Raw genomic sequence first — 21577 nt, forward strand, 5'->3', positions numbered from 1 at the left:
TGTCAGAGACGCGCAGTATTAGTCTCGCGCAGCAACAGGGCCCCGACGACCGCGGTGACGGCGGCGATGACCACCGTATACCAGAGGCCCGCGAAGACATCGCCGGCGCTCACCACCATCGAGGCGGCGATGAGCGGGGCGAAACCGCCGATCCAGCCATTGCCGAACTGCAGCGCGACCGACACACCGCTGTAGCGGATATGGGTCGGGAAGAGTTCGACCAGCATGGCCCCGAGAGGGCCGTAGACCATGGTCGCCAGGAAGACGAGGACGAACAGCAGCGCCACCATCATCGGGGCGTTGACCTGGGCCGGATCCGCCTTGAGCGGCAACCCAGCCTCGACGAGGGCGGCCTTCAGGACCGGCTCGTCGAAGCCATCGAACGTGCGTTCGCCGAATTGCACGGTGAAACGGTCACCCGACGTGACGGTATACGGCACGGCATAGGCGGTCAGGAACGACTTGGCTTTCGAGCAGGGCGTGGTTTTCGCAGGGGAGAACAGCTGCGTCACGACCGATTGCTCGGCGATGCATTCGGGCCCCCGTAGCGCCACCGTATGGCTTGCCCGGAACGTCGCGAGGCGAGGATTGCCGTAGGTCATCAGGCCGTTGAAGATCGGGATGAACAGGATCGCCGACAGGGCGCAGCCGGCGACGATGATCCACTTGCGGCCGATGACGTCGGACAGCCAGCCGAAGACAACGAAGAACGGGGTTGCCAGGACGAGCGCGACCGTCAGGTAGATGTACGCGGTGCTCGCATCGAGCCGCAGCGTGTTGGTCATGAAATACAGGCTGTAGAAGTGGCCGGTGTACCAGATCACGGCCTGGCCCGCGACGGCACCGAAGATCGCGACGAGTACGATACGCAGGTTGCGCCTCTTGCCGAGGACTTCCTTGATCGGGTTCTTGGAGGTCTTGCCCTCCGACTGCATCTGCTTGAAGACCGGGGATTCATGCAGCTTGAGCCGGATGTAGAGCGAGAGCAGCAGCAGGCCGAGGGACCCGACGAACGGGATGCGCCAGCCCCAGGAGGCGAAGGCTTCGGGCGACATAGCGTTGCGGCACACGAGGATGGCGAGGAGCGAGAGCAGGAGGCCGCCGGTCGCGGTGATCTGGATCCAGCTCGTGAGGAACCCGCGACGTCCGGGTGAGGCGTGTTCCGCCACGTAGGTGACGGCGCCGCCGAACTCGCCGCCGACCGCCAAGCCCTGCAGCAGGCGGAGAGAAACCAGGATGACGGGGGCCCACCACCCGATCTGCGCGAAGGTCGGCAACAGGCCGACGACGGCCGTCGCCAGGCCCATGATCAGCATGGTGATGAGGAAGGTGCGCTTGCGGCCGACGACGTCGCCGAGGCGGCCGAACACGAGGGCGCCGAACGGCCGGAGAACGAACCCGGCCCCGAAGGTAGCCAGCGACGCCAGGAAGGCCGCGGTCTCATTGCCGGGCGGGAAGAAGAGCACCCCGAAGAAGGCGGCGAGGCTTCCGTAGATGAAGAAGTCGTACCATTCGAACACGGTGCCGAGGGCGGCGGCCAGCACGACGCGGCGGGTGCCGGCCGGATCGTGGATGCCGGGGGCCGGTGGGTGGAGTGCGGAGCCTTGGCCGCCGATTGGTGTGATGGCACTGGTCGACATCGGTATCCCCTCGTCGTTCGGGTTTCAGGCGTTGGATGAAGCGCGCATTCCCGGGTCGGCCCCGAGGTCAGCGGGACGCGTGGCGGGCCAGGAACTCGCCGAGGACCGCGTTGAAGGCGTCCGGCTGCTCGATCATCGGGAAGTGCGCGGCATCGGCGACCACGGAGAGCACGCTCCCCCGAATGCCGTCGGCGAGCGCGCGGGACTGGGCCGGCGGCGTGATGGCATCCTCGGCACCGACAACCACGAGAGTCGGGACCTTGATCGCAGAAAGCTCAGACCGGCTGTCGCTGTCATTGAGGGACCGTATGGCCGCGCGCGCGACATGGTCGGGGGTCTGGACGACCTCGTTCTTCGCCCATTCCACGAGCGAGGCGGAGGCGCAGGCGGCGAAGGACCTCTCGATGACGTTCTGGCTCGCCTTGGCGACGCCGACGTTGGCGATGGCGGCAAGGACGTTCTCGACCTTCACGTCGGGTCCGAGGCCGTGCGGCGTCGCGCCGACCAGCACGAGGGTGGTGACGCGGTCTGGGTTCCTTAGGGTGAAGCGCTGGGCAATCGTTCCGCCCATGGACAGTCCGACCAGGACGCACGATCCGATGTCGAGGGCATCCAGGACCCGTTCGACGTCCGCCACGAACGCGTCGATGGTGTAGTGCCGGTCAACCGGATGCGGGGAGACGCCATGGCCCGGCAGGTTGATGCGGACGACCCGCCGATCCTGCGAGAACGGCGCGACCTGCTCCTTCCAGAACTCGGCGGTGGTCGTGAAACCATGCACGAAGACGATCACGGGTCCCTGACCCGTGATCTCTACGACGCTATCCCCAATCAGTCGCTGCTCGATCTTCGTCACGCCGATGCTCCGGAGGGTTGCTTGACCCCTGGACACAGCGCAACTCGGAAGCCAGACTGGCGGTGCTCGTATCGAATATTCTAAGTGACTGTTTTTTCCGGGCTAGTTGCCTAGTTTTCATGCTCAGCGCTGCATTGACGAGGACGGAGAAGGGCACGAAGGTCGCATCATTGAGACCCCCGTCGCAGAATTGAGACGTCATGTCCTCACTGCTCGCTTGGCCCGCGGCTGGAACGGACGACGCGCAGATGCTGCGCCTCCTGTTGGACCACGTCTCGGATTGCCTCGTCGCCGTCGACGGCGCCGGGTTGATCGTCCTGATCAACCGCTCCTACTGCGCCCTGCTCGGTGGCGGCGAGGAGGAATTCCTTGGCAAGCACATCACCGAGGTCATCGGGTCCCAGACGCGCCTCCATCTCGTCGCCCAGGGCGACAAGCCGATGTCGCCCTTTCCCCTGGAGGTCCGCGGCCACAAGCTGCTGGCCCGGCAGGTACCGGTCCTGAAGGACGGGAGGCCGGTCGGGGCCATCGGCGTCGCCCTGTTCTCCAGCCCCTCGGCGCTCCGCCGTGCATACCAGCGCTTCGAGAGCGCCGTCGCGGTCCCGGCGCCCATGGCGGCCTGGCGGACGAAGTTCGATCTCAGTGACATCGTCGGCGACGATCCTGCGCTGGAGGAATGCAGGTCACGGCTGAGATCGGCCGCCAATACGGACTTCCCGGTCCTGATCGACGGCGAGACGGGAACCGGCAAGGAGCTCGCCGCCCATGCCCTTCACGCCGCGTCGTCCCGATCTGGCGGACCATTCGTCGCCGTCAACTGCGCTTCCATCCCGGCGGAGCTCATCGACTCCGAGCTGTTCGGGTACGAGGGTGGCGCGTTCACCGGCGCGGCGAGCGCGGGCAAGGTCGGGAAGATCGAGCTCGCGTCCGGCGGCACGCTGTTCCTCGATGAGATCGGCGACATGCCGCTTCGCCTCCAAGGCAGCCTGCTCAGGGTGCTGCAGACCGGGGAGATAGTCCGGGTAGGCGGAACCAGGCCGATCCCGGTGGACTTCAGGCTAGCATGCGCCACTCACCGGACGCTTGAGGACCGCCTGGCCGCGGGCGACTTTCGTAGCGACCTGTTCTATCGCATCGCTGTCCTCCGGGTCCGGATGCCCGCCTTGCGTGAACGCGACGACTTCACGATGCTCCTGGGCGCGTTGCTCGGCAGGATCCGCGAGACGAGCGGAGCTCCTGACAGGGAACTCACGGGCCAGCAATTGCACCGCTTGAAATCGCATCGATGGCCCGGAAACGTGCGCGAGCTCGAAAGCGTGCTGACCCGATATCTGGTGATGGGCGAGATCGAAATCAGCGTGATTCCCGGCGTCGGTCCCGTGGGCGAGCAGGCGCCGACTGGCAACCTGAAGGCGCTTACGGACCGCCAGCGCGCGCAGATGGCCGAGGAAGCATTTACCGGGGCCGGTGGCGATGTCGACGATGCCGCCCGGCGGCTTGGCATCAGCCGGTCCCAATTCTACCGCATACGGTCCAAGGGACGCCGTACGGACCCAGACTGACATGCGGAGAGCACAGTCGAGGACACAGCTTCGGGTCATTCATGGGAGCGGCGACGTCCGCTCCCATACACCGCAATCCCAAAGCGGACTGCACGAAATCCACCCGACCCGGTCATACAGCGGACCGTCAGGACCCGACCCATCCCGGCCTTACCAAGAGCAATTGGCGCATGCCAAAAGCAGTCATTGGTCGCCAGGATCACAGTTTCGGCTCGGGGCGGTAATCGGATCTTGGCCTACTACCAAAAAGCTGACGTTCCATTTTCGGGTTATGCCGGCGACGCTCGCTGCTCTCTTATGGGTGGGGCCAAGCTCTACGAAGCCGTGTCGACGTTCGCTGCTCGTGAGCATGCAACCGTACCCGCGTCACGCCCGCGCAATCGGACCACCAAGGTCCTGAGCGCGGTGCTCAAACCCGTCGGTCATACCTGCTCCAGTAGATTCGTGAAGTTGGCGACGATCCCGGGTGTCCGGCTGCTCTTTCGGGACGAGGCCATTAACCGGACATGGTAGCGGGCGCCGTCTGCGCTCTCGATCGTCCGCTCCGAGGGCCGGCTCGTCGCCAGCACCGTCGGGATCTCGTCCGACAGCCACGTCAGGGGGATCGGCGCCGAGAAGTTACTCAAGGGCCGACCAACGTCGCCCGGCTGCAGGCCGAAGATCTGTGCCGCGGCGGCGGTGAACATGCGGATGTGGAGATCCGGCGTTAGCAGCACGCTAGCGACGTTCATGCCCTCGAACAGCGTGGACTGGTCGTCGCTCATCTGGTCGACGGCCTCGATTTTGGACGTCAGCTCGGCATTCACCGTATGCAGCTCCTCGTTCAGAGACTGCGTCTCCTCCTTCGATGCCTCCAGCTCCTCGTTGGCGGCCTGCATCTCCTCGTTGACGGAGTACAGCTCCTCATTCGAGGATTTGAGCTCCTCAAGGGAGGTCTCGTACTCCTCGATCACCGCCTGGAGCCGTTCGCGCGTCACGCTCAGTTCGCGTTCCAGGCCCTGGAGTGCCGTGTCCCGTTCGTTCGCCTCCAGGGCCTTCTGCCGCTCCTTTACGACAGGCACAGCAGCTTCGTTGAACACGACCAGGAAAAGCGGCTCGCCTGCGCCGGGCGCGTTCAGTGGCTTGACGACCAGGGAGATCGACTGGAGACGGCCATCCGGCAGCTCGACGCCGATGCTGTCGCGTACGACCCGGGTGTTGCCCTCGATCGCCTCGCGCAGAGCCGTTCGGAGATCCAGCCGCAAGCCCTTGCGCGCCATCGCGGCCAGTTCCCGGGTCGGCTGGCCCGGCACGACCTCCAAATGATCGCCGATCCGCGACGAGTAGTGTACGGCTTCGCCCGTCCGCGTCACGACGGCATGGGGCGGCGTGAACTCGGACAGCATCAGCGTCTCGACCGTGTGTCGCAGGGCCGTGTGCGTTGTGGCGTTGCGCCGGTGCGACTGGCCGGTACCTGCGAAGATTGGGGTGTCCAGCCCAGACATCGACGGCAACCGGGCTGGCGGGATCGCGTCGCGAGCCTGGAAGATGCGATTCCGCTTGTCGATCGTCTCGAACAGATCCTCGAAGCGCGTCACGTTCTCGGACATCCCGATGAACAGGTAGCCGCGCGGGCATAGAGCGTAGTGCAGCACCGGCATCAGCTGCTGCTGGGCTTCGACGCCGAGATAAATCATCAGGTTGCGGCAGGAGACGAGATCGAGGCGCGAGAACGGCGGGTCGCGCAGTACGCTGTGCGGGGCGAAGGTGCAGAGGTCACGCACGGCCTTGGCGACCGTTGCGCTGTCACCCTCGACGACGAAGTGCTGCGCGATCCGCTCGGGCGAGACGGCAGATAGGTAGGCCGTCGGGTAGCGGCTGGTCCGGGCCACCGTGAGCGCGCGCTCGTCGATGTCGGTGGCGAAGATCTGCACGCGCGGCGGCTCATCCAGGGTGAGCATGTGCTCGCGCAGGAGGATGGCCAGGGAGTAAACCTCCTCGCCGGTCGAGCAGGCCGGCACCCAGATCCGCACGACATCGTTCGCCGCGCGCTCGTCGAACAGCTTTGGGATTACGTGGGTGGCCAGAGCCTCGAAGGCGGCGGCGTCGCGGAAGAAGTTCGTCACACCGATCAGCAGATCCCGAAACAGCATTCCAACCTCGGCCGGATTGGAACGCAGCAGCTTTAAGTAGCTGTCCGGCCCGGCAGCGCCGACGACGATGATGCGCCGCTGCAGGCGACGTACAAAGGTGCTAGGCTTGTACCCCGAGAAGTCATGGCCGACCTGCGAGCGGAGTATGGCGAAGATCTCGTTGAGTAGCTCAGCGTCAAGCTCCCCCGCGACCGCCTCGGCCTGCGCATCCGGCACGGCGGCGATGTGCGCGGCGATCCGGTCGCCCATCCGTACAGCCGTCTCGCCGAAATCGATGAAGCCGGTGCGCAGCGAGCTGAGCGGCATGTCGGCGGTCTCGGGGCCGTCGCCATCCGCGGTCTGGGCCAAGGTCAGGCCACCTCGCTCCTTGATCACCTTGATGCCGATAGCGCCGTCTCCGTCGCCGCCGGACAGGATCACGCCGACCGCACGATCTCCCTGGTCGAGAGCCAAGGCAGTCAGGAATATGTCGATCGGCTTGGTCTCTCGGCCCTCCCCGAGCGGCGTCAACGTCAGCCGACCGTCCACGATGCCCATGACGAAACCGGCCGGCATGACGTAGACGCGGCCAGGTCGGACCGACACACCATCGGTAGCAGGCTCGACCTCCAGATGCGTGAACCCGGCAAGCACGTCCGGTAGCAGGCTCTTATGCTCCCGGTTGAGATGCGTGACGACGATGAAGGCCGCCTCCAGCGTTGCCGGCAGCCCACGGAAGAAGCCCCGCATCGCCTCGATGCCGCCCGCGGACGCACCGATGCCGACGATCGGGAAGTGGTCCTTGTTTATCACTGCGTCCTGAGCCTTCGGATCAATGCCGCGCCATTCGTCGACCTCAGCTTCATGCGTTCTCGCCCAATGTCGAAGATGGCCGCGCGGATCAGCCGTCGTTCGTGGCTTCCTGCACGACGTAGGCGAGGCAGCGGGCTCGTGCCTCGGGGCTTCTTCAGCCGCACGAACAAACGCATCAGCGCCATCACTTCGGAGAGTTGATCCAGCCCCGCCAGGGCGGTTTCTGTGTCCGGTGCCTCATCCGGGTAGGCTGTCTGAAAGGTCGCGACAGGAACACCCAGAGACTGGGCGATGCGGTCTAGCATAACGAGGTAGTCGCCCTTCGGATCGTCACCGTTCATCGTGGCTTTCCGCTGATCCCTGCGCCGCGTCGATCAATGCATGGCGATCCCGGCCGCCCGCGGTCCCATCTCGCAAACGATGCGATGCCCGACATGATGGAGCACGCGAGCGAGGAGCAGGCGGGTCTGGGTGTCGGACTCGTCTTCCGCGGCCTCGTAGGCTTCGATGAGAGACATCACCAACTTATTAGAGGGGCCGGGGTCGCCGCTGTCGCGGGATGCTTGCGGCCCTACGGCGGTTTGCTCACGCGAGCGCCGGACCAGTTCGCGCGAGGTCTGGAGCGTCCGCCGTGTCTCTTCGGCCGCCGCGCGCAATTCACGGGCAACCTCAAGGCAGCGACCTGCGTGTACGCGGTCCATCAAGAGCGCTCCAATTTCCGATACAAGCCCACACGTAGATCACTTTGGTGCGATCGCGAGAAAGTGCACCTAATTCCTAAGATTTGCAATCCGGAGACCGATTTCGACGGCGGTTGGGAGGAGCATACGTCGGCACCTGATGCACGTCGCGCATTCTGTTATTTTCGTATAAATTGGGAAACCTTATCAGGCAAACTCAATCACTATGAATTTATCCACCAAGGTGCAGGGAGGTGAGCCCTCCGAACTTTTGTGAGGGAGGCGCAAACGGGCGCAACGATGGCCAGCGCTTTCAGCAAATCGCGCTTGAAAGCGGACCAGCTTCAATCCACCCGACCCGGTCGTAGAGCAGACCAGCCGGACTCGACCCGAATTGGTCATTCATCGCTCGCTTTCGAACACCCGGAAGCGGACGTTCAACGTCAGAGAGGATGCGGCCATCGATGCCGTCTTGATTGAACGTCAGAGTGCCGGGATCCATCGGTCTGTTGCGCAGGAGCATGTGGACGCTCAAATTGAGAAGTTGCACGTGGGACTGGGCACGTCGGCTAGGCCAGCCGCATCGCCACAACACCGGCCATAATGACGATGACAGCGGCAGTTCGCGACATCAGGAGAGGCTCTTTCAGGACAACGACCGAGATCAGCATCGCGAACAAGACACTTGTCTCGCGCGTTGCCGCGACCAGGGGAATGGGCGCGACCGTCATCGCCCAGATCGCGATCCAGTAGGAACCAAGCGCCAGCCCGCCGCCGCCGAGTCCAGGTAGCGCGAGGCCCCTTACGGAGCCCAGGATGCCGCGCCCGCGGGTCCAGAGGACGAAGACCGGCAGCGGAATGGCGTCGATCACGAAGAGCGCCGCCGCATACGCGTGGGGGTCTCCCGCCGCCCGCGCGCCGAGCCCGTCGACCAACGTATAGCCGGAGATCAGAGCTCCGGTGAGCAGCGCGTAGCCTAGGGCTGTCCGGCTCAGGCCTTGCCCGCCCGCCTTCGCAAACGCCATCAGGGCGACGCCGGCGCAGAGGATCGCAATGCCGAGTGCGGCGAGCGGCGCCAGCGCCTCCTGCAGCAACAGGAGCGAGGCGCAGGCCGTCAACAGCGGAGCGCTCCCCCGAGCGATCGGATAGACTTGTCCCATATCCGCGTGCCGGTAGGCCTCTGCCAGGGCGATGTAGTAGCCGAGATGCAGCAGGATCGAGCCCGCCAGCCAGGGCCAGGAGGCAGCGGACGGCCAACCGAACCAGAACGATGCCGGGAGCGCGAACAGCCCGGCTGAGGCTGAAATCAGCGCCATGGTAAGGATCGGCTCAAGGCGAAGCTTCGCAACTGCGTTCCAGCCCGCATGCATGAATGCGGCAGCGAGCACGGCACTGAAAACGGGCAGGCTCATGCCAGTGGTGGTCATGGGGTTTCGCGTCCTGAGCAGGGTCGTTGCGCGACCCACGATCGGGCGGACCGCTTCGCACTCGTTCCTAAGGCGGACATGCCGCGAAAGAAATCAAAAAGCCACAAGAAACCACATTATTGGGCGACGATCAGCGTGAGTCCGCGCTGCGAAAGAGCATCCCTCATGGGCAGCGGGGGCTCCGCATCGACAATGAGCCCGGTCCCTAGCGGGATCGGCGCGAGGCGGAGCGGAGTCAGGCGGCCGAACTTGGTGCTATCCGCCACGACATAGCCGCGCTCAGCCGCTGCCAGCATTCTAACCCGCAGCTCGGTGGGGAGTGGTGCAAAGTCGGTGATCTCGCCGTCCGGCGAAATGCCGCCGGCTCCCACGAAGGCAACGTCGGCGCGAAAGCGCATCAGCGCCGCCAGGGCGTCGGTGCCGAACGCCGCCTCGTCGGCGCCCTCGATCTCGCCACCGAGGAAGTGAACCCTCACGCCGGCGACGCGGCACAGGAGCAGCCCGATAGGCAGGCTGTTGGTGCAGACGGTCAGGCCCTTCGGCGCGGGACGCGCGAAAAGCGGATCGCGGCCAGCGAGGGCGTTGGCCACCGCCAGGGTGGTGGCGCCCGAATCGAGCACCACCACCATGCCGTCCTCGACGAGCCCTGCCGCAACCCGTCCGATCGCCGCCTTGCCCGTTGGGTTATCGCGCTCTCGGATGGCCAGGACGGGCTCGTCCGAGCGTCGCGTGGCGCCGCCATGGACGATGGCGAGCTGGCCCCGCTCGGCCAGGGCCTTCAGGTCACGCCGGATCGTCTCCCGCGAGACGCCGAAGCGGTCCGCCATTCCCTCAACGCTGACGCTGCCGTCCCGGCCGAGTCGCGCGAGTATCTCGTCCTGGCGGGAGGCCGCGAGGGTACGGGTTTCGGGGGTCGAGCGCTTCGGGCTCATCGCCGCGACCCTTCCGAACCTGTCTCCGTCGCCAACCCGAACACCGCACGGATCAGGCGCAGGTTCTTCCGCCGCGCCAGGCAGGCGATCGCGTGGCGGTTGATAAGATCGGGACCGTTGATCGGGATCGCGGCGATCCGGACGTCCTCGCCGCATTCCAGGGACGAGACGATGCCAATCCCGATTCCGGCGGCGGCGGCCTCGATCACAGCCTCACGACTGTCGAGTTCCATCAGCACGGTGGGCGCGATGCGGGCGTTCCGGCAGGCCCGGTCGAAGGTTCGCCGGGTCACGGAGGTGGGCTCGCGCAGGACCATGGCGGCCCCGTCAAGTTCGGCCGTTTGCAACGCCGCGCGATGCGCAAGGGGGTGGGACCTCGGGACGACGGCACAAATGCGCGAGACGGCGATTTCCGAGAGGTGGAGGTCAGGATGCGCTTCGGCCTCCGTGAGGACGGCGACACTCGCACGCTCCGACAGCAATGCTTCGCGCGTATCGGCGGCGTTACCTAGGATCAGCCCGACGACGATGCCGGGATGGCGCGCCCGGAGCCGCGCAAGGAGCGGCATCACGATGTGGGGCGAATCCACCGCGATCTCGATCCTCCCCGAGACGAGCGTCCGATTGGCCTCCAGCAGATCCTCGGCCTGCTCCACAAGCCCGAAGAGCGGGCCGGTGATCTCAGCGAGAGCCTGCCCCTGCGGCGTCAATTCCGCGGCCCGCGCCGTGCGCCGGAACAGCACTAGGTCGTAGCGCTCCTCCAGCGCCTTTATGTGCCCGGTTACCGCAGGCTGGCTGATGCAGAGGCGCTGCGCCGCGCGTGTGAAGCTGCCTTCCCGCGAAACGGCGTCGAAGGCGCGAAGCTGAAATAGGTTCATTGCAATCTATCAGCAGGACTTATGGCGAGCATCACGAGAAACGATTTGATCTGATGAGTTGCCCGAACGCAAGATCGAACCGTCCTCGAAGCACCCAAGCTGCTTCGGGCCATCCCACGGCAGATCGGGCAGGATCACCATGACAGCCGCCGCTCCCATTCTCCTCACGCCCGGCCCATTGACGACCTCGGAGCGCACCCGCGCGGCGATGATGACGGATTGGGGCTCCTGGGACGGAAGCTTCAATGCTCTCACGGCAAACGTCTGCGAGCGCCTCGTTGCCATCGCCAACGGCACCGGAAGCCATGTCTGCGTGCCACTCCAGGGTAGCGGCACCTTCGCCGTGGAGGCCGCGATCGGCACCCTCGTCCCGCGGTCCGGCAAGGTGCTGGTCCTCGTCAACGGGGCCTACGGCAAACGTCTCGCGAAGATATGCGAGGCCCTAGGACGCGATCACACGGTCTACGAGACGGCCGACGACGTCCCCACCACGCCCGAGGCCGTCGACGGCCTGCTCGCCGCCGATCCCGCCATCAGCCATGTCGGGCTGATCCATTGCGAGACCAGCACCGGCATCCTCAACCCGTTGCCCGAGATCGCCGCTGTGGTCGCGCGCCACGGTCGCGGCCTGATCGTCGATGCGATGAGTTCCTTCGGCGCACTTCCGATAGACGCGGCCGCGGTACCGTTCGAGGCGCTGATCGCCGCCTCGGGCAAGTGCCTCGAAGGCGTGCCCGGGATGGGCTTCGTGATCGCGCGGGCGGATGTCCTGGCCAGGGCCGAGGGCAACTCTCCGTCGCTGGCGCTGAACCTCAGTGACCAGCACCTCTACATGCAGCGCACCGGGCAATGGCGCTTCACCCCGCCGACCCACGTCGTCGCGGCTCTCCACGAGGCGCTGCTGCAATACGATGAGGAGGGTGGTCTGCCGGCCCGTCACGCCAAGTACGCCCGCAACTGCGAGGTACTGATCCGCGGCATGGAACGGCTTGGCCTAAAGTCCTTCCTGCCTTCGGAGATCCAGGCTCCGATCATCGTGACCTTCCACGCGCCGAGCGACCCGAAGTACCGCTTCGCCGAATTCTACGCCGCCGTGCGTGACCGGGGCTTTATTCTCTATCCCGGCAAGCTCACCCAGCTGGAGACGTTTCGTGTCGGCTGCATCGGCCACGTCGAATCCGCCGACATGGAGCGCGCGGTCGAGGCCGTCGCCGAGGTGTTTGCAGAGCTGAACGTCACGACCCTCTGATCGCACAGGAAAGCATAGCCATGTCCTACGCTCACCCGAAGAAACTCCAGGCCGCGATCCTCGACTGGGCCGGGACCGTCGTCGATTTCGGCTCCTTCGCACCGACACAGATCTTCGTTGAGGCTTTCGCGGAGTTCGGCGTTGCCGTGAGCCTGCCCGAGGCAAGGGGCCCGATGGGCATGGGCAAATGGGATCACATCCGCACGCTTCTGAACCAACCCGAGATCGCCGCGCGCTACGCGGCTGCCTGCGGACGCGAAGCAACCAATGCTGACGTCACCGCGATCTACGAGCGTTTCATGCCTCTGCAGATCGAGAAGATCGCCGAGCATTCCGCTGTGATTCCCGGTGCACTGGACGCCATCGCCGACCTGCGGGCCAACGGGCTCAAGATCGGCTCCTGCTCCGGATACCCCGCCTGCGTCATGGAGCGGGTGGTCGCTCTCGCCGCTATAAACGGCTACGTCGCGGACCATGTAGTCGCCACGGACGAGGTCCCGAACGGGCGCCCCTATCCAGCACAGGCGCTGGCCAACGTGATCGCACTCGGCATCGACGATGTCGCCGCCTGCGTGAAAGTAGACGATACAGTTCCGGGCATCCTCGAAGGCCGCAAGGCCGGCATGTGGACCGTGGCGCTCACCTGCTCCGGCAACGCGCTGGGGCTCACTCATGACGCGTTCCGTGCACTCCCCGCCGACCGCCTCGCGTCCGAGCGGGCACGTATCGGCGCCCTGTTCGCCGACTCGAGGCCCCACTTTCTGATCGACACCATCGCCGACCTGCCGGGCGTCGTGAACGACATCAACGGATTGCTGGCGGCCGGACGCATGCCGCAGGCCTGCTGAGAAACGACCTGGTTTCGATCGGGCGTGATTTCGCGCGCCCGACTAAAATATTTCGTCGTTGTTCCGCGGCTATTGCCAGCGGCAGATGTCGGCTGATCTTATGTATGTAAGTCACGTTTGGTGGTGGCTTATAATCAGGCAGGCAATGCATAAAGGCTGGACTTGATCGACCAGAGTTTTCGTCTTTCTACTGTCATAGATCGGGCGTTAGAGACGTCGGAACGACAAGACTCCGGAGCATCATCCATGAAAGTCCTCGGCCTCCTCGCCCTGACCCTCGCCCTGACATCGTCGCTGACGGTTCCAGCCAAAGTATCGGCAGCTGAGCGCACCAAGCTTACGATCTACACCGCCCTGGAAAACGACCAGCTCGGCCCGTTCAAGGCGGGCATCGAGCGGGCGGTGCCCGAGGTCGAGGTGGTCTGGGTCCGGGATTCGACGGGCGTCATCACCGCCCGGTTCCTCGCCGAGAAGGACAATCCTCGCGCCGACATGGTGATGGGGCTCGCCGCCTCCAGCCTCCTGATGTTCGAGAAGCAGGGCCTGCTCGCTACCTACGAGCCGAAGGGGGCAGACGCCCTCAAGCCCGCCTTTCGCGACTCCATCCGCCCCTACAGCTGGACAGGCACCGACGCCTCGATTGGCGTGATCTGTTTCAACACCGCGGAAGCCGAGAAGGATGGCGCGAAGACCCCTGCGCGATGGGCCGACCTCCTGGTGCCATCCCTCAAGGGCAAGGTGGTGATGCCACACCCCGCCTCCTCGGGCACCGGTTACCTGCTGGTCGCCGGTTGGCTCCAGGGCATGGGCGAAGAGGCGGGCTGGGCTTTCATGGACAAGCTCCATGAGAACATCGCCGCCTACCTGCATTCAGGTTCGGCGCCCTGTGTCCAGGCAGCACGCGGCGAGCGCACCGCCGGCCTGTCGTTGGACATGCGCGGCGCCGCGGAGAAGTCGAAGGGGGCGCCACTTGCCGTGGTCGTTCCCGCCGACGGCACGGGCTGGGACGAGGAGGCCTACGCCATCGTCGGCACCACCAAGCACCTGGAACTCGCCCGCAAGGTTGCCGACTGGGGTGCGACCAAGGCTGCCAACGAACTCTACGCCAAGAGTTACGCGGTCGTTGCCTATCCCGGCGTCGCCAACGTACCCGCGAACTACCCCGCCAATGCCGAGGCTGCGATGATCAAAAACGATCTCGGCTGGATGGCCGACAACCGCGAGCGGGTGCTCGCCGAATGGTCGCGCCGCTACGAGGCCAAAGCCGCCAAGAAGTAGGGCTCGTCCGAACGAGAACACGAGAGATCGAGGGTACTGCCATGACACTTCGCGACGCGACGCCGTTTCTCAGGGTTTCGGGATTGTCGAAGCGCTACGGTGCTTTCATCGCCCTCGACAGGATCGACTTGGAGATCGCGCGGGGAGAGTTCGTCTGCTTCCTCGGCCCTTCCGGCTGCGGCAAGACGACCTTGCTGCGTATGATCGCCGGGCTTGACCGGCAGGATGAGGGACGCATCGAGATCGGTAGCCGCGATGTCTCGTCGGCCCCGCCCTCGGAGCGCGACTTCGGCATCGTGTTCCAATCGTATGCGCTCTTCCCGAACCTGACGGTAGCGGCCAACGTCGCCTACGGCCTCGTCAACACGCGGATGCCGAAAGCACGGATCGCCGCGCGGGTCGCCGAGCTCTTGTCCCTCGTTGGCCTGCCCGAACAGGGAGCCAAGTATCCGGTCCATCTCTCGGGTGGCCAGCAGCAGCGGGTGGCACTTGCCCGGGCACTGGCCACCTCCCCCTCCCTGCTCCTCCTCGACGAGCCGCTCTCGGCGCTCGACGCCAAGGTCCGCACGCGGCTCCGCGACGAGATCCGGCAGCTGCAGAAACGCCTCGGCATCACGACCATCATGGTCACCCACGACCAGGAGGAGGCGCTCGCCATGGCGGATCGGGTCGTGGTGATGAACCGCGGCGCGATCGAGCAGGTCGGCACACCCGAGGACATCTACCGTCAACCCGCCTCGGCGTTCGTGGCCGACTTCATCGGCGCTATGACCTTCCTCAACGCAACCGTCGGAAGCGCCCGCGAGATCCGGGTCGGGAGCGTCGACCTCGTCTGCGAGGACGGGCGTGGCTTCATTCCCGGCAGTCCCGTGCGCCTCGGCTTCCGCCCAGAGGAGATCCGTGTCGGCAACGTCGTCCCCACCGACGTCAACGCCATCGAGGTGCGGGTGCGCAGCCTCGAGTTCCTGGGCTCGTTCTACCGCGCCCGCCTGGAGCCCAGCCGCGACCTCGGCGGAACGCTGGTCGCCGACCTCTCGGCCAACCTGCATGGCGACCTCGCCCTCAGCGAGGGCCAATACCTCTACGTTTCCCTGCCGCCGACGGCCCTCCGGGCCTTCCCGGCGACCACGCACGCGTGAGGCCGGCCATGTCCGACGCCACCCTCGCCTTGCCCCGGTCGGAGGCCGTGCCGGCAAAGCGCCGTGCCGTTTCCGAAAGCACGGTCGGTATCGCGTTCATCGCGGGCCTGTGCCTGGTTCTCGTGCTCGTCATCGCCCTGCCGCTCGGCGCACTGCTGATCAAGAGCCTGGAGGCCCCGGACGGCGGGATGGCGGGCCTGTCCAACTTCCGCACCTATTTCGCCACGCCGACGCTGGTCGATGCGCTTCTCAACAGCATCACCGTGGCCGGCAGCGTCGTCGCGATCGTGGTGCCGCTGGCCTTCGGCTACGCCTATGCACTCACCCGCACGGCGATGCGGTTCAAGGGGCTGCTGCTCGCGCTCGCCCTGCTGCCGCTGTTCGCGCCCTCCCTGCTGTCGGGCATCGCGCTCACCTACATCCTCGGCAACCAGGGTTTCCTGCGTGGAATCCTGTTCGGCCGAACCGTCTACGGGCCGATCGGCATCACCATCGCGGAATGCCTCTACGCGTTCCCGCACGCGGTGATCATCCTCGTCACCGCGCTCGGGCTCTCTGACGGGCGCCTCTACGAGGCCGCCTCCGCCATGGGGACGAGCCGCCTGCGCACCTTCCTCACCGTGACCCTGCCCGGCGCCCGCTACGGCCTCGTCAGCGCCGCCTTCGTGGTCTTCACCCTCGTCGTCACCGATTTCGGTATCCCGAAGGTGATCGGCGGCCAGTACGCGGTGCTCGCCACCGACGCCTACCGGCAAGTCGTCGGCCAGCAGAACTTCCCGATGGGGGCCGTCGTCGGCCTCCTGATGCTGGTGCCTGCCGTGCTGGCCTTCGTCGTCGACCGGCTGATCCAGCGCCGGCAATCGTCCCTGCTCTCGGCCCGCTCGGTGCCCTACGAGCCTAAAGTCCGTCCGGCCCGCGATCGGCTCGTGCTCGCCTACGCGGTGTTCGTGGCCGGGGTGATCGTGGGGACCTACGGCGTCGCGGTCTGGGCCTCCTTCATCCGCTACTGGCCCTACAACCTCGGGCTGACGCTGGACCATTACGACTTCGCGGCGGCCGACGCCGACGGCTGGTCGCCGTACTGGAATTCCCTGGTCATGGCGCTCTCGGTCGCCGCCATCGGCACGGTGGTCGTGTTCTGCGGCGCCTACCTCATCGAGAAGCTGAAGCTGTTTCCCGCCGGCCGCGCCTTCGCGCAGCTCCTGGCGATGCTGCCCCTTGCCGTCCCCGGCCTCGTGCTGGGCCTCGGCTACGTGTTCTTTTTCAACGCGCCCTGGAACCCGCTGAACGTCCTCTACGGAACCCTGGCGCTGCTCGTGATCAACACGCTCGCGCATTACTACACCGTGGCCCACGTGACGGCGACGACGGCACTGAAGCAGATTGACCCGGAATTCGAAGCCGTGTCGGCTTCCCTGAAGGTGCCGTTCTGGCAGACGTTCCGGCGCGTCAGCCTGCCGATCTGCGTGCCGACGGTGCTGGAACTGGCCGTCTACCTGTTCGTCAACGCGATGACGACGGTCTCGGCGGTGATCTTCCTCTACGGGCCGAGCACCAAGCTCGCGGCCATCGCCATCGTCCACATGGACGAGGCCGGCACGACGGCCGCCGCCGCCGCCATGGCGAGCGTGATCATGGCGACGGCCCTCGCGGCGCGCCTCCTCCTCGCCCTGGTCCATCGCTTCGTCCTCGTTCGGGCGCAGGCGTGGCGGCGCCGCGAGGTCATGACATGACCGGAACGGTGCTGCTCCTCGATCTCGCGGGCTGGGTCGCGCTCCTGCTCTGGGGCATCCACATGATCCGCACCGGGGTGCAGCGCGCCTTCGGCGGTGATCTCCAGCGCGTGCTGGGCGCAAGTCTGAATCACCCGGTCAAGGCGATGCTCGCCGGCCTCGGCGTGACGATGCTGCTTCAGAGCAGCACCGCGACGGGGCTGATGGCGACCGCCTTCGCGGCCGGGGGGCTGGTGGAGCTGATGCCGGCCCTGGCGGTGATGCTCGGCGCCAACGTCGGGACGGCGCTCATCGTCAAGGCCCTGTCGTTCGACGTCGCGATGGTGGCGCCCGTGCTCGTCCTCGTCGGGGCGGTCGCCTTTCGCCGGGCATCGGGCGCGAAGGGCAAGGCGATCGGGCGGATCGCCATCGGCCTCGGCCTCGTCCTGCTGGGCCTGATGCGGATGGTGGAGACGCTCGCGCCCTACGGCGAAGCGCCCGCGATGCGGGCGATCCTCGGCATCGTCGCGGCCGATCCGGTCATCACCGTGCTCATCGCCGCGCTGTTCGCATGGGTGGCCCATTCCAGCGTCGCGGTGATCCTGCTGGTCGCCGCGCTCGCAGGGCAGGGCATGGTCCCGCCCGAGACCGCTCTCGCCCTGGTGCTGGGGGCCAACCTCGGCAGCGCCCTCAATCCGATGCTGGCGACCCGCGAGCCCGCCGGCCGCCGGGTGGCGCTCGGGAACCTCCTGGTGCGATTGGCCGGCTGCCTCGTCGCGCTGCCGCTGCTCGGCGGGATCACGCCCCTGGTCGAGGCCATGACGGGAGATCCGCGCGTCGCCGTGGCGAATTTCCACCTCGCGTTCAATGGGATCCTCGCGCTCGCCGCCCTGCCGCTGCTTGGGCCGCTTGCCAGACTGCTCCGCCGGCTGCTGCCGGAGATGGAGGCGGCGCCCGGCACAGTGCGCGGACTGTCGCTGGTTGCGGACCACGCCGAAATGCCCTCGATGGCGCTTGGCGACGCCTCCCGCCACGCGCTACGCATGGCCGACATCCTCGAGGGCATGCTGCGCGACGCCATTCGCCTGCTGCGGGGTGATGGTCTCGCCGTCGAGCGGATGCGGGCCGCCGAGCGCGAGATTGAGGGCCTCGGCGCCGAGTTGCAGCGCTACCTCGCCCGGCTCGATGCCGACACCCTGAACGAAGCCGAGGAGCGCAGGCTCGCGGGCCTGATGAGCTTTACCATTCAGATCGGGCATGCCGGCGACGTCCTGGCGCGCAACGTCGCGACGCAAATCGGCAGACGGCGCAAACTCGGCGCGGCGTCCGCCGATTCCCTCGACCTCGCCGGCCTGCTCGACCGGCTGTCGGTCAACCTGCGCAACGCGGCCTCGCTGCTCGTCACCGAGGACGACCGCGCGGCGCGTCGCCTGGCGGCGGAGAAGCGGGCCTTCCGGGCGATGGAAGAGGCTCATGTCGTCGCCCATATCGCGTGGCTTCGCGAGGAACCGGCCAGGGACGATGCGGCCTGGACCGTCGGTCTCGATCTGCTGCGCGATCTCAAACGGATCAACGACCATCTGGTCGCCGCCGCCGCTTATCCGATCCTGCGCAACAGCGGCGAACTTCTCGACAGCCGATTGCGCGTGGCCGTGGCGGCCGGAGCCACCCCGCGCCTGCCCGCGCTGACGCCTCCGCCGGCCCCGATCGGAGGTGTGCCGTGATGGATGGCGCGGTCGATCTGTCGCCGCGCCGCCTGGACATCCTCGTGGACGAGACCGGCGACGAGGATTCGGACAGCGCCTGGTCCGAGGCGACCTGCGGCGGCCGCCTCACCATCGATCTGGGCGCGATCGTGCGCAATTACCGAGCGTTGACCCCGCGCGCCTCGGGGGCGCGGGTTGCGGCGGTCGTCAAGGCCGACGCCTACGGGCTCGGTGCCGGACGGGTCGCTCCGATGCTTGCGGCGGCAGGATGCGACACCTTCTTCGTCGCGCAGGTGCAGGAGGGCATCGCTCTCCGGCGCGACCTCCCGATGAGCCGCATTCTCGTCCTGAACGGTGCCGCGCCGGGTGCCGAGGCGGCCTGCCTCGTCCATCGCCTGGAACCGGTGCTGAACGGCTGGAGCGCGTTCGAGGCGTGGTCGCGCGCGACGCGCATCGCCGGGTTTCGTGGGCCTTGCGCGATCCAGTTCGACACCGGCATGGCGCGCTTCGGCTTCGGCTTCGCCCTCGCCGACGCCGGGCGTCTTGCCGCCCGGATCGCGCGGACGGACCACATGACGGTCGGGCTCGTCATGAGCCATCTCGCCTGCGCCGACACCCCGGAAGATCCGACCAACCCGGCACAGCGTGATGCGATGACGGCGTTGCGGCCGATCTTTCCGGCGGCGGCGTTCAGCCTCGCGGCGTCGTCGGGGATCTTTCTGGGACAAAGCTACCATCTCGACCTCGTTCGGCCGGGGGCCGCCCTCTACGGCGTGGCTCCGGTCCCCGGCGAGGCGAATCCCATGTGCCCGGTCGTGCGGCTGGAGAGCCAGGTCGTGCAGGTGCGCACCGTACCGGGGGGCGCCGGCATCGGCTATGGCCACGCCGCCCGCGCACCCGGCCCGATGCGCCTCGCCACTCTGGCGGTGGGCTACGCCGACGGTCTTCCGCGCAGCCTCTCCGGGCGCGGTTCCGCATGGCTTGACGGCCTGAGGCTGCCGGTGGTCGGACGCGTCTCGATGGACAGCATCGTCGTGGATGTGAGCCGGGCCCCCGAAGGCGCCGTCGCTCATGGTGACTTCCTCGACCTGATCGGACCGGCCAACGGGATTGACGGCGTGGGGAGGGAGGCGGGCACCATCGGCTACGAGGTGCTCACCAGCCTCGGGCGCCGCTACGTCCGCCGGTATCTGGCTTGAGGAGGCTTGACCGATGCGTATCCTAGTTCTCGGCAGCGGCGTCGTCGGCGTCACATCCGCCTACTACCTCGCCAAGGCCGGTCACGCAGTGACGGTCCTCGACCGGCAGGCTGGGTCCGGGATGGAGACGAGCTTTGCCAATGCGGGGCAGGTCTCGCCCGGGTACGCCGCACCCTGGGCGGCGCCGGGCATCCCGGTCAAGGCGATGAAATGGCTGCTCATGCGCCACCGGCCCCTCGTGCTCTGGCCCTCGTTCGAGCCGCGCCTCTACGGCTGGCTGGCACGCATGCTCGCCAACTGCACGGAGGAGGCCTACGCGCGCAACAAGGGCCGCATGGTCCGGTTGGCGGAGTACAGCCGCGACGTGCTGCGCGACCTGCGCCACGACACGGGAATCGCCTATGATCACCGTGAGCGCGGTACGCTGCAGGTCTTCCGGACGCCAAAGCAACTCGACCATGTCGGGGACGACACCCGTGTGCTCGACGCCTACGGTGTGAAATACGCCGTCCTCGATCGGGCCGGATGTGTCGCTGCGGAGCCTGCCCTCGGAGCCGTTTGCGAGAAGATCGTCGGCGGCCTGAGATTGCCGGGGGACGAGACCGGCGACGCGCATCTCTTCACCAAGGAACTCGCCGCACTCTGCGAGAGGCTCGGCGTCGTCTTCCGCTACGGTGTGAACATCGACGGCCTGGAGGTGGACGGTGACCGCGTCGTCGCCGTCAGGGCCGGCACGGACCGCTTTCGGGCGGACGCCTACGTCGCTGCGATGGGAAGCTACACGCCCGCCTTGTTGCGACCCCACGGCGTCCGCCTTCCTGTCTATCCCGTGAAGGGCTACTCGCTGACGCTCCCCGTGATCGCCCCGGACGCCGCGCCGGTCTCGACGGTGATGGACGAGACCTTCAAGGTGGGGATCACCCGGCTCGGCGAGCGGATCAGGGTCGGCGGTACCGCGGAGCTCGCGAGTTTCAGCCAGACCTTGCGGGGACCGCGCCGGGCCACCCTTGAACGAAGCGTCGGCGACCTGTTCCCACGCGGCGGCAAACTGTCGGAGGCGTCGTTCTGGACAGGGCTGCGGCCGATGACGCCAGACGGGACCCCGATCGTCGGTGCGACGAACCTTGCGAACCTGTTCACGAATACCGGGCACGGCACGCTCGGCTGGACGATGGCCTGCGGCTCCGCCCGATTGCTCGCGGATCTCATCTCGGGCCGTGCACCGGACATAGACCATCGTGATCTGGCGCAAGCACGTTATGCGGCTTAAGCGATGTGGGCGCGAATCCGTCGTGCGTCGCAACCCGAACGAACGTCTGATTTATTGAATTTGCTGCCCGAAAGCAGACCGCCAATAATCCACCTATCCCGCTCGTAGAGCGGACAGACGGGTCCCGACCCAACCGGGCCACTCATCGCGTTTCACCGCCTGCCTGTAAGCGGACCTTGTTCTGAAGCCCGCTGTCTGTGTAGGACCTTCGGGCCGTATTCCGGCACGCCGCGCGGTTCCGGCAGCGGGCTCCGATCTGCCTGCGGGGGAATGGGCC

At 66.6% G+C, this 21577-nt stretch carries 17 protein-coding genes; 9 read left to right on the plus strand and 8 right to left on the minus strand.

All coding sequences use genetic code 11. The features are described from left to right. Positions 1-2 precede the first annotated feature (2 nt). Both ASF52_RS12005 and ASF52_RS12010 read right to left on the minus strand, forming a co-directional pair. Positions 3-1640 carry an MFS transporter gene (locus tag ASF52_RS12005; protein ID WP_082515294.1) on the minus strand — a complete coding sequence of 546 codons (1638 nt, stop codon included), beginning with the start codon at positions 1638-1640 and terminating at the stop codon, positions 3-5. A 67-nt stretch (positions 1641-1707) separates the two neighbouring features. Continuing rightward, positions 1708-2496 carry an alpha/beta fold hydrolase gene (locus tag ASF52_RS12010; protein WP_056172066.1) on the minus strand — a complete coding sequence of 263 codons (789 nt, stop codon included), beginning with the start codon at positions 2494-2496 and terminating at the stop codon, positions 1708-1710. Between the two features lie 248 nt (positions 2497-2744). On the opposite strand from ASF52_RS12010, the gene ASF52_RS12015 reads away from it, so the two are divergent. Continuing rightward, positions 2745-4058 (plus strand): sigma-54 interaction domain-containing protein, encoded by a 1314-nt coding sequence (locus ASF52_RS12015; protein ID WP_244473784.1) that lies wholly within the window; start codon positions 2745-2747, stop codon positions 4056-4058. A gap of 422 nt (positions 4059-4480) precedes the next feature. On the opposite strand, the gene ASF52_RS12020 is transcribed toward ASF52_RS12015, so the two are convergent. The 6 genes from ASF52_RS12020 to ASF52_RS12040 all read right to left on the minus strand — a co-directional run bounded on the left by ASF52_RS12020 (position 4481) and on the right by ASF52_RS12040 (position 10899). Further along, positions 4481-6982, minus strand: coding sequence for a CheR family methyltransferase (locus ASF52_RS12020; RefSeq protein WP_056172069.1), 2502 nt, complete (start codon positions 6980-6982; stop codon positions 4481-4483). After that, the gene (locus tag ASF52_RS12025) at positions 6979-7323 is read right to left on the minus strand and encodes a hypothetical protein (protein ID WP_244473785.1); all 345 of its coding nucleotides are present in this window, start codon (positions 7321-7323) and stop codon (positions 6979-6981) included. The genes ASF52_RS12020 and ASF52_RS12025 overlap by 4 nt, the downstream gene beginning before the upstream one ends. A gap of 33 nt (positions 7324-7356) precedes the next feature. Next, the gene (locus ASF52_RS22645) at positions 7357-7500 is read right to left on the minus strand and encodes a hypothetical protein (RefSeq protein ID WP_156630122.1); all 144 of its coding nucleotides are present in this window, start codon (positions 7498-7500) and stop codon (positions 7357-7359) included. Positions 7501-8231: 731 nt separating this feature from the next. Continuing rightward, positions 8232-9089 carry an EamA family transporter gene (locus ASF52_RS12030; protein ID WP_244473786.1) on the minus strand — a complete coding sequence of 286 codons (858 nt, stop codon included), beginning with the start codon at positions 9087-9089 and terminating at the stop codon, positions 8232-8234. 116 nt (positions 9090-9205) lie between these two features. Further along, positions 9206-10021 carry a DeoR/GlpR family DNA-binding transcription regulator gene (locus tag ASF52_RS12035; protein WP_056172072.1) on the minus strand — a complete coding sequence of 272 codons (816 nt, stop codon included), beginning with the start codon at positions 10019-10021 and terminating at the stop codon, positions 9206-9208. Beyond that, positions 10018-10899, minus strand: a complete 882-nt coding sequence (locus ASF52_RS12040; RefSeq protein WP_056172074.1) for a LysR substrate-binding domain-containing protein — start codon at positions 10897-10899, stop codon at positions 10018-10020. Before ASF52_RS12040 ends, ASF52_RS12035 begins: the two co-directional genes overlap by 4 nt. Before the next feature lie 139 nt (positions 10900-11038). On the opposite strand from ASF52_RS12040, the gene ASF52_RS12045 reads away from it, so the two are divergent. From ASF52_RS12045 to ASF52_RS12080, 8 genes are all read left to right on the plus strand, one after another. Continuing rightward, the gene (locus tag ASF52_RS12045) at positions 11039-12148 is read left to right on the plus strand and encodes a 2-aminoethylphosphonate--pyruvate transaminase (protein ID WP_056172075.1); all 1110 of its coding nucleotides are present in this window, start codon (positions 11039-11041) and stop codon (positions 12146-12148) included. 20 nt (positions 12149-12168) lie between these two features. Further along, positions 12169-12996, plus strand: a complete 828-nt coding sequence (phnX, locus tag ASF52_RS12050) for a phosphonoacetaldehyde hydrolase (RefSeq protein WP_056172077.1) — start codon at positions 12169-12171, stop codon at positions 12994-12996. A gap of 246 nt (positions 12997-13242) precedes the next feature. Continuing rightward, a complete protein-coding gene (locus ASF52_RS12055) occupies positions 13243-14274 on the plus strand; it encodes a putative 2-aminoethylphosphonate ABC transporter substrate-binding protein (protein WP_082515295.1) in 1032 nt (343 codons plus the stop codon). A 41-nt stretch (positions 14275-14315) separates the two neighbouring features. Next, positions 14316-15413, plus strand: a complete 1098-nt coding sequence (locus ASF52_RS12060) for a putative 2-aminoethylphosphonate ABC transporter ATP-binding protein (RefSeq protein ID WP_056172079.1) — start codon at positions 14316-14318, stop codon at positions 15411-15413. An 8-nt stretch (positions 15414-15421) separates the two neighbouring features. Continuing rightward, positions 15422-17146 (plus strand): putative 2-aminoethylphosphonate ABC transporter permease subunit, encoded by a 1725-nt coding sequence (locus tag ASF52_RS12065; protein WP_056172081.1) that lies wholly within the window; start codon positions 15422-15424, stop codon positions 17144-17146. Beyond that, positions 17143-18849, plus strand: coding sequence for a Na/Pi cotransporter family protein (locus ASF52_RS12070; RefSeq protein ID WP_082515296.1), 1707 nt, complete (start codon positions 17143-17145; stop codon positions 18847-18849). Before ASF52_RS12065 ends, ASF52_RS12070 begins: the two co-directional genes overlap by 4 nt. Further along, on the plus strand, positions 18849-20030 hold the full coding sequence (gene alr, locus ASF52_RS12075) for an alanine racemase (RefSeq protein ID WP_082515297.1): 1182 nt from the start codon (positions 18849-18851) through the stop codon (positions 20028-20030). The genes ASF52_RS12070 and alr overlap by 1 nt, the downstream gene beginning before the upstream one ends. 13 nt (positions 20031-20043) lie before the next feature. Further along, entirely contained in the window at positions 20044-21300 is a 1257-nt protein-coding gene (locus ASF52_RS12080) for a D-amino acid dehydrogenase (RefSeq protein WP_056172083.1), read from the plus strand. Positions 21301-21577 lie beyond the last annotated feature (277 nt).

It is taken from the genome of Methylobacterium sp. Leaf112, from assembly GCF_001423295.1.
Lineage (GTDB): Bacteria > Pseudomonadota > Alphaproteobacteria > Rhizobiales > Beijerinckiaceae > Methylobacterium.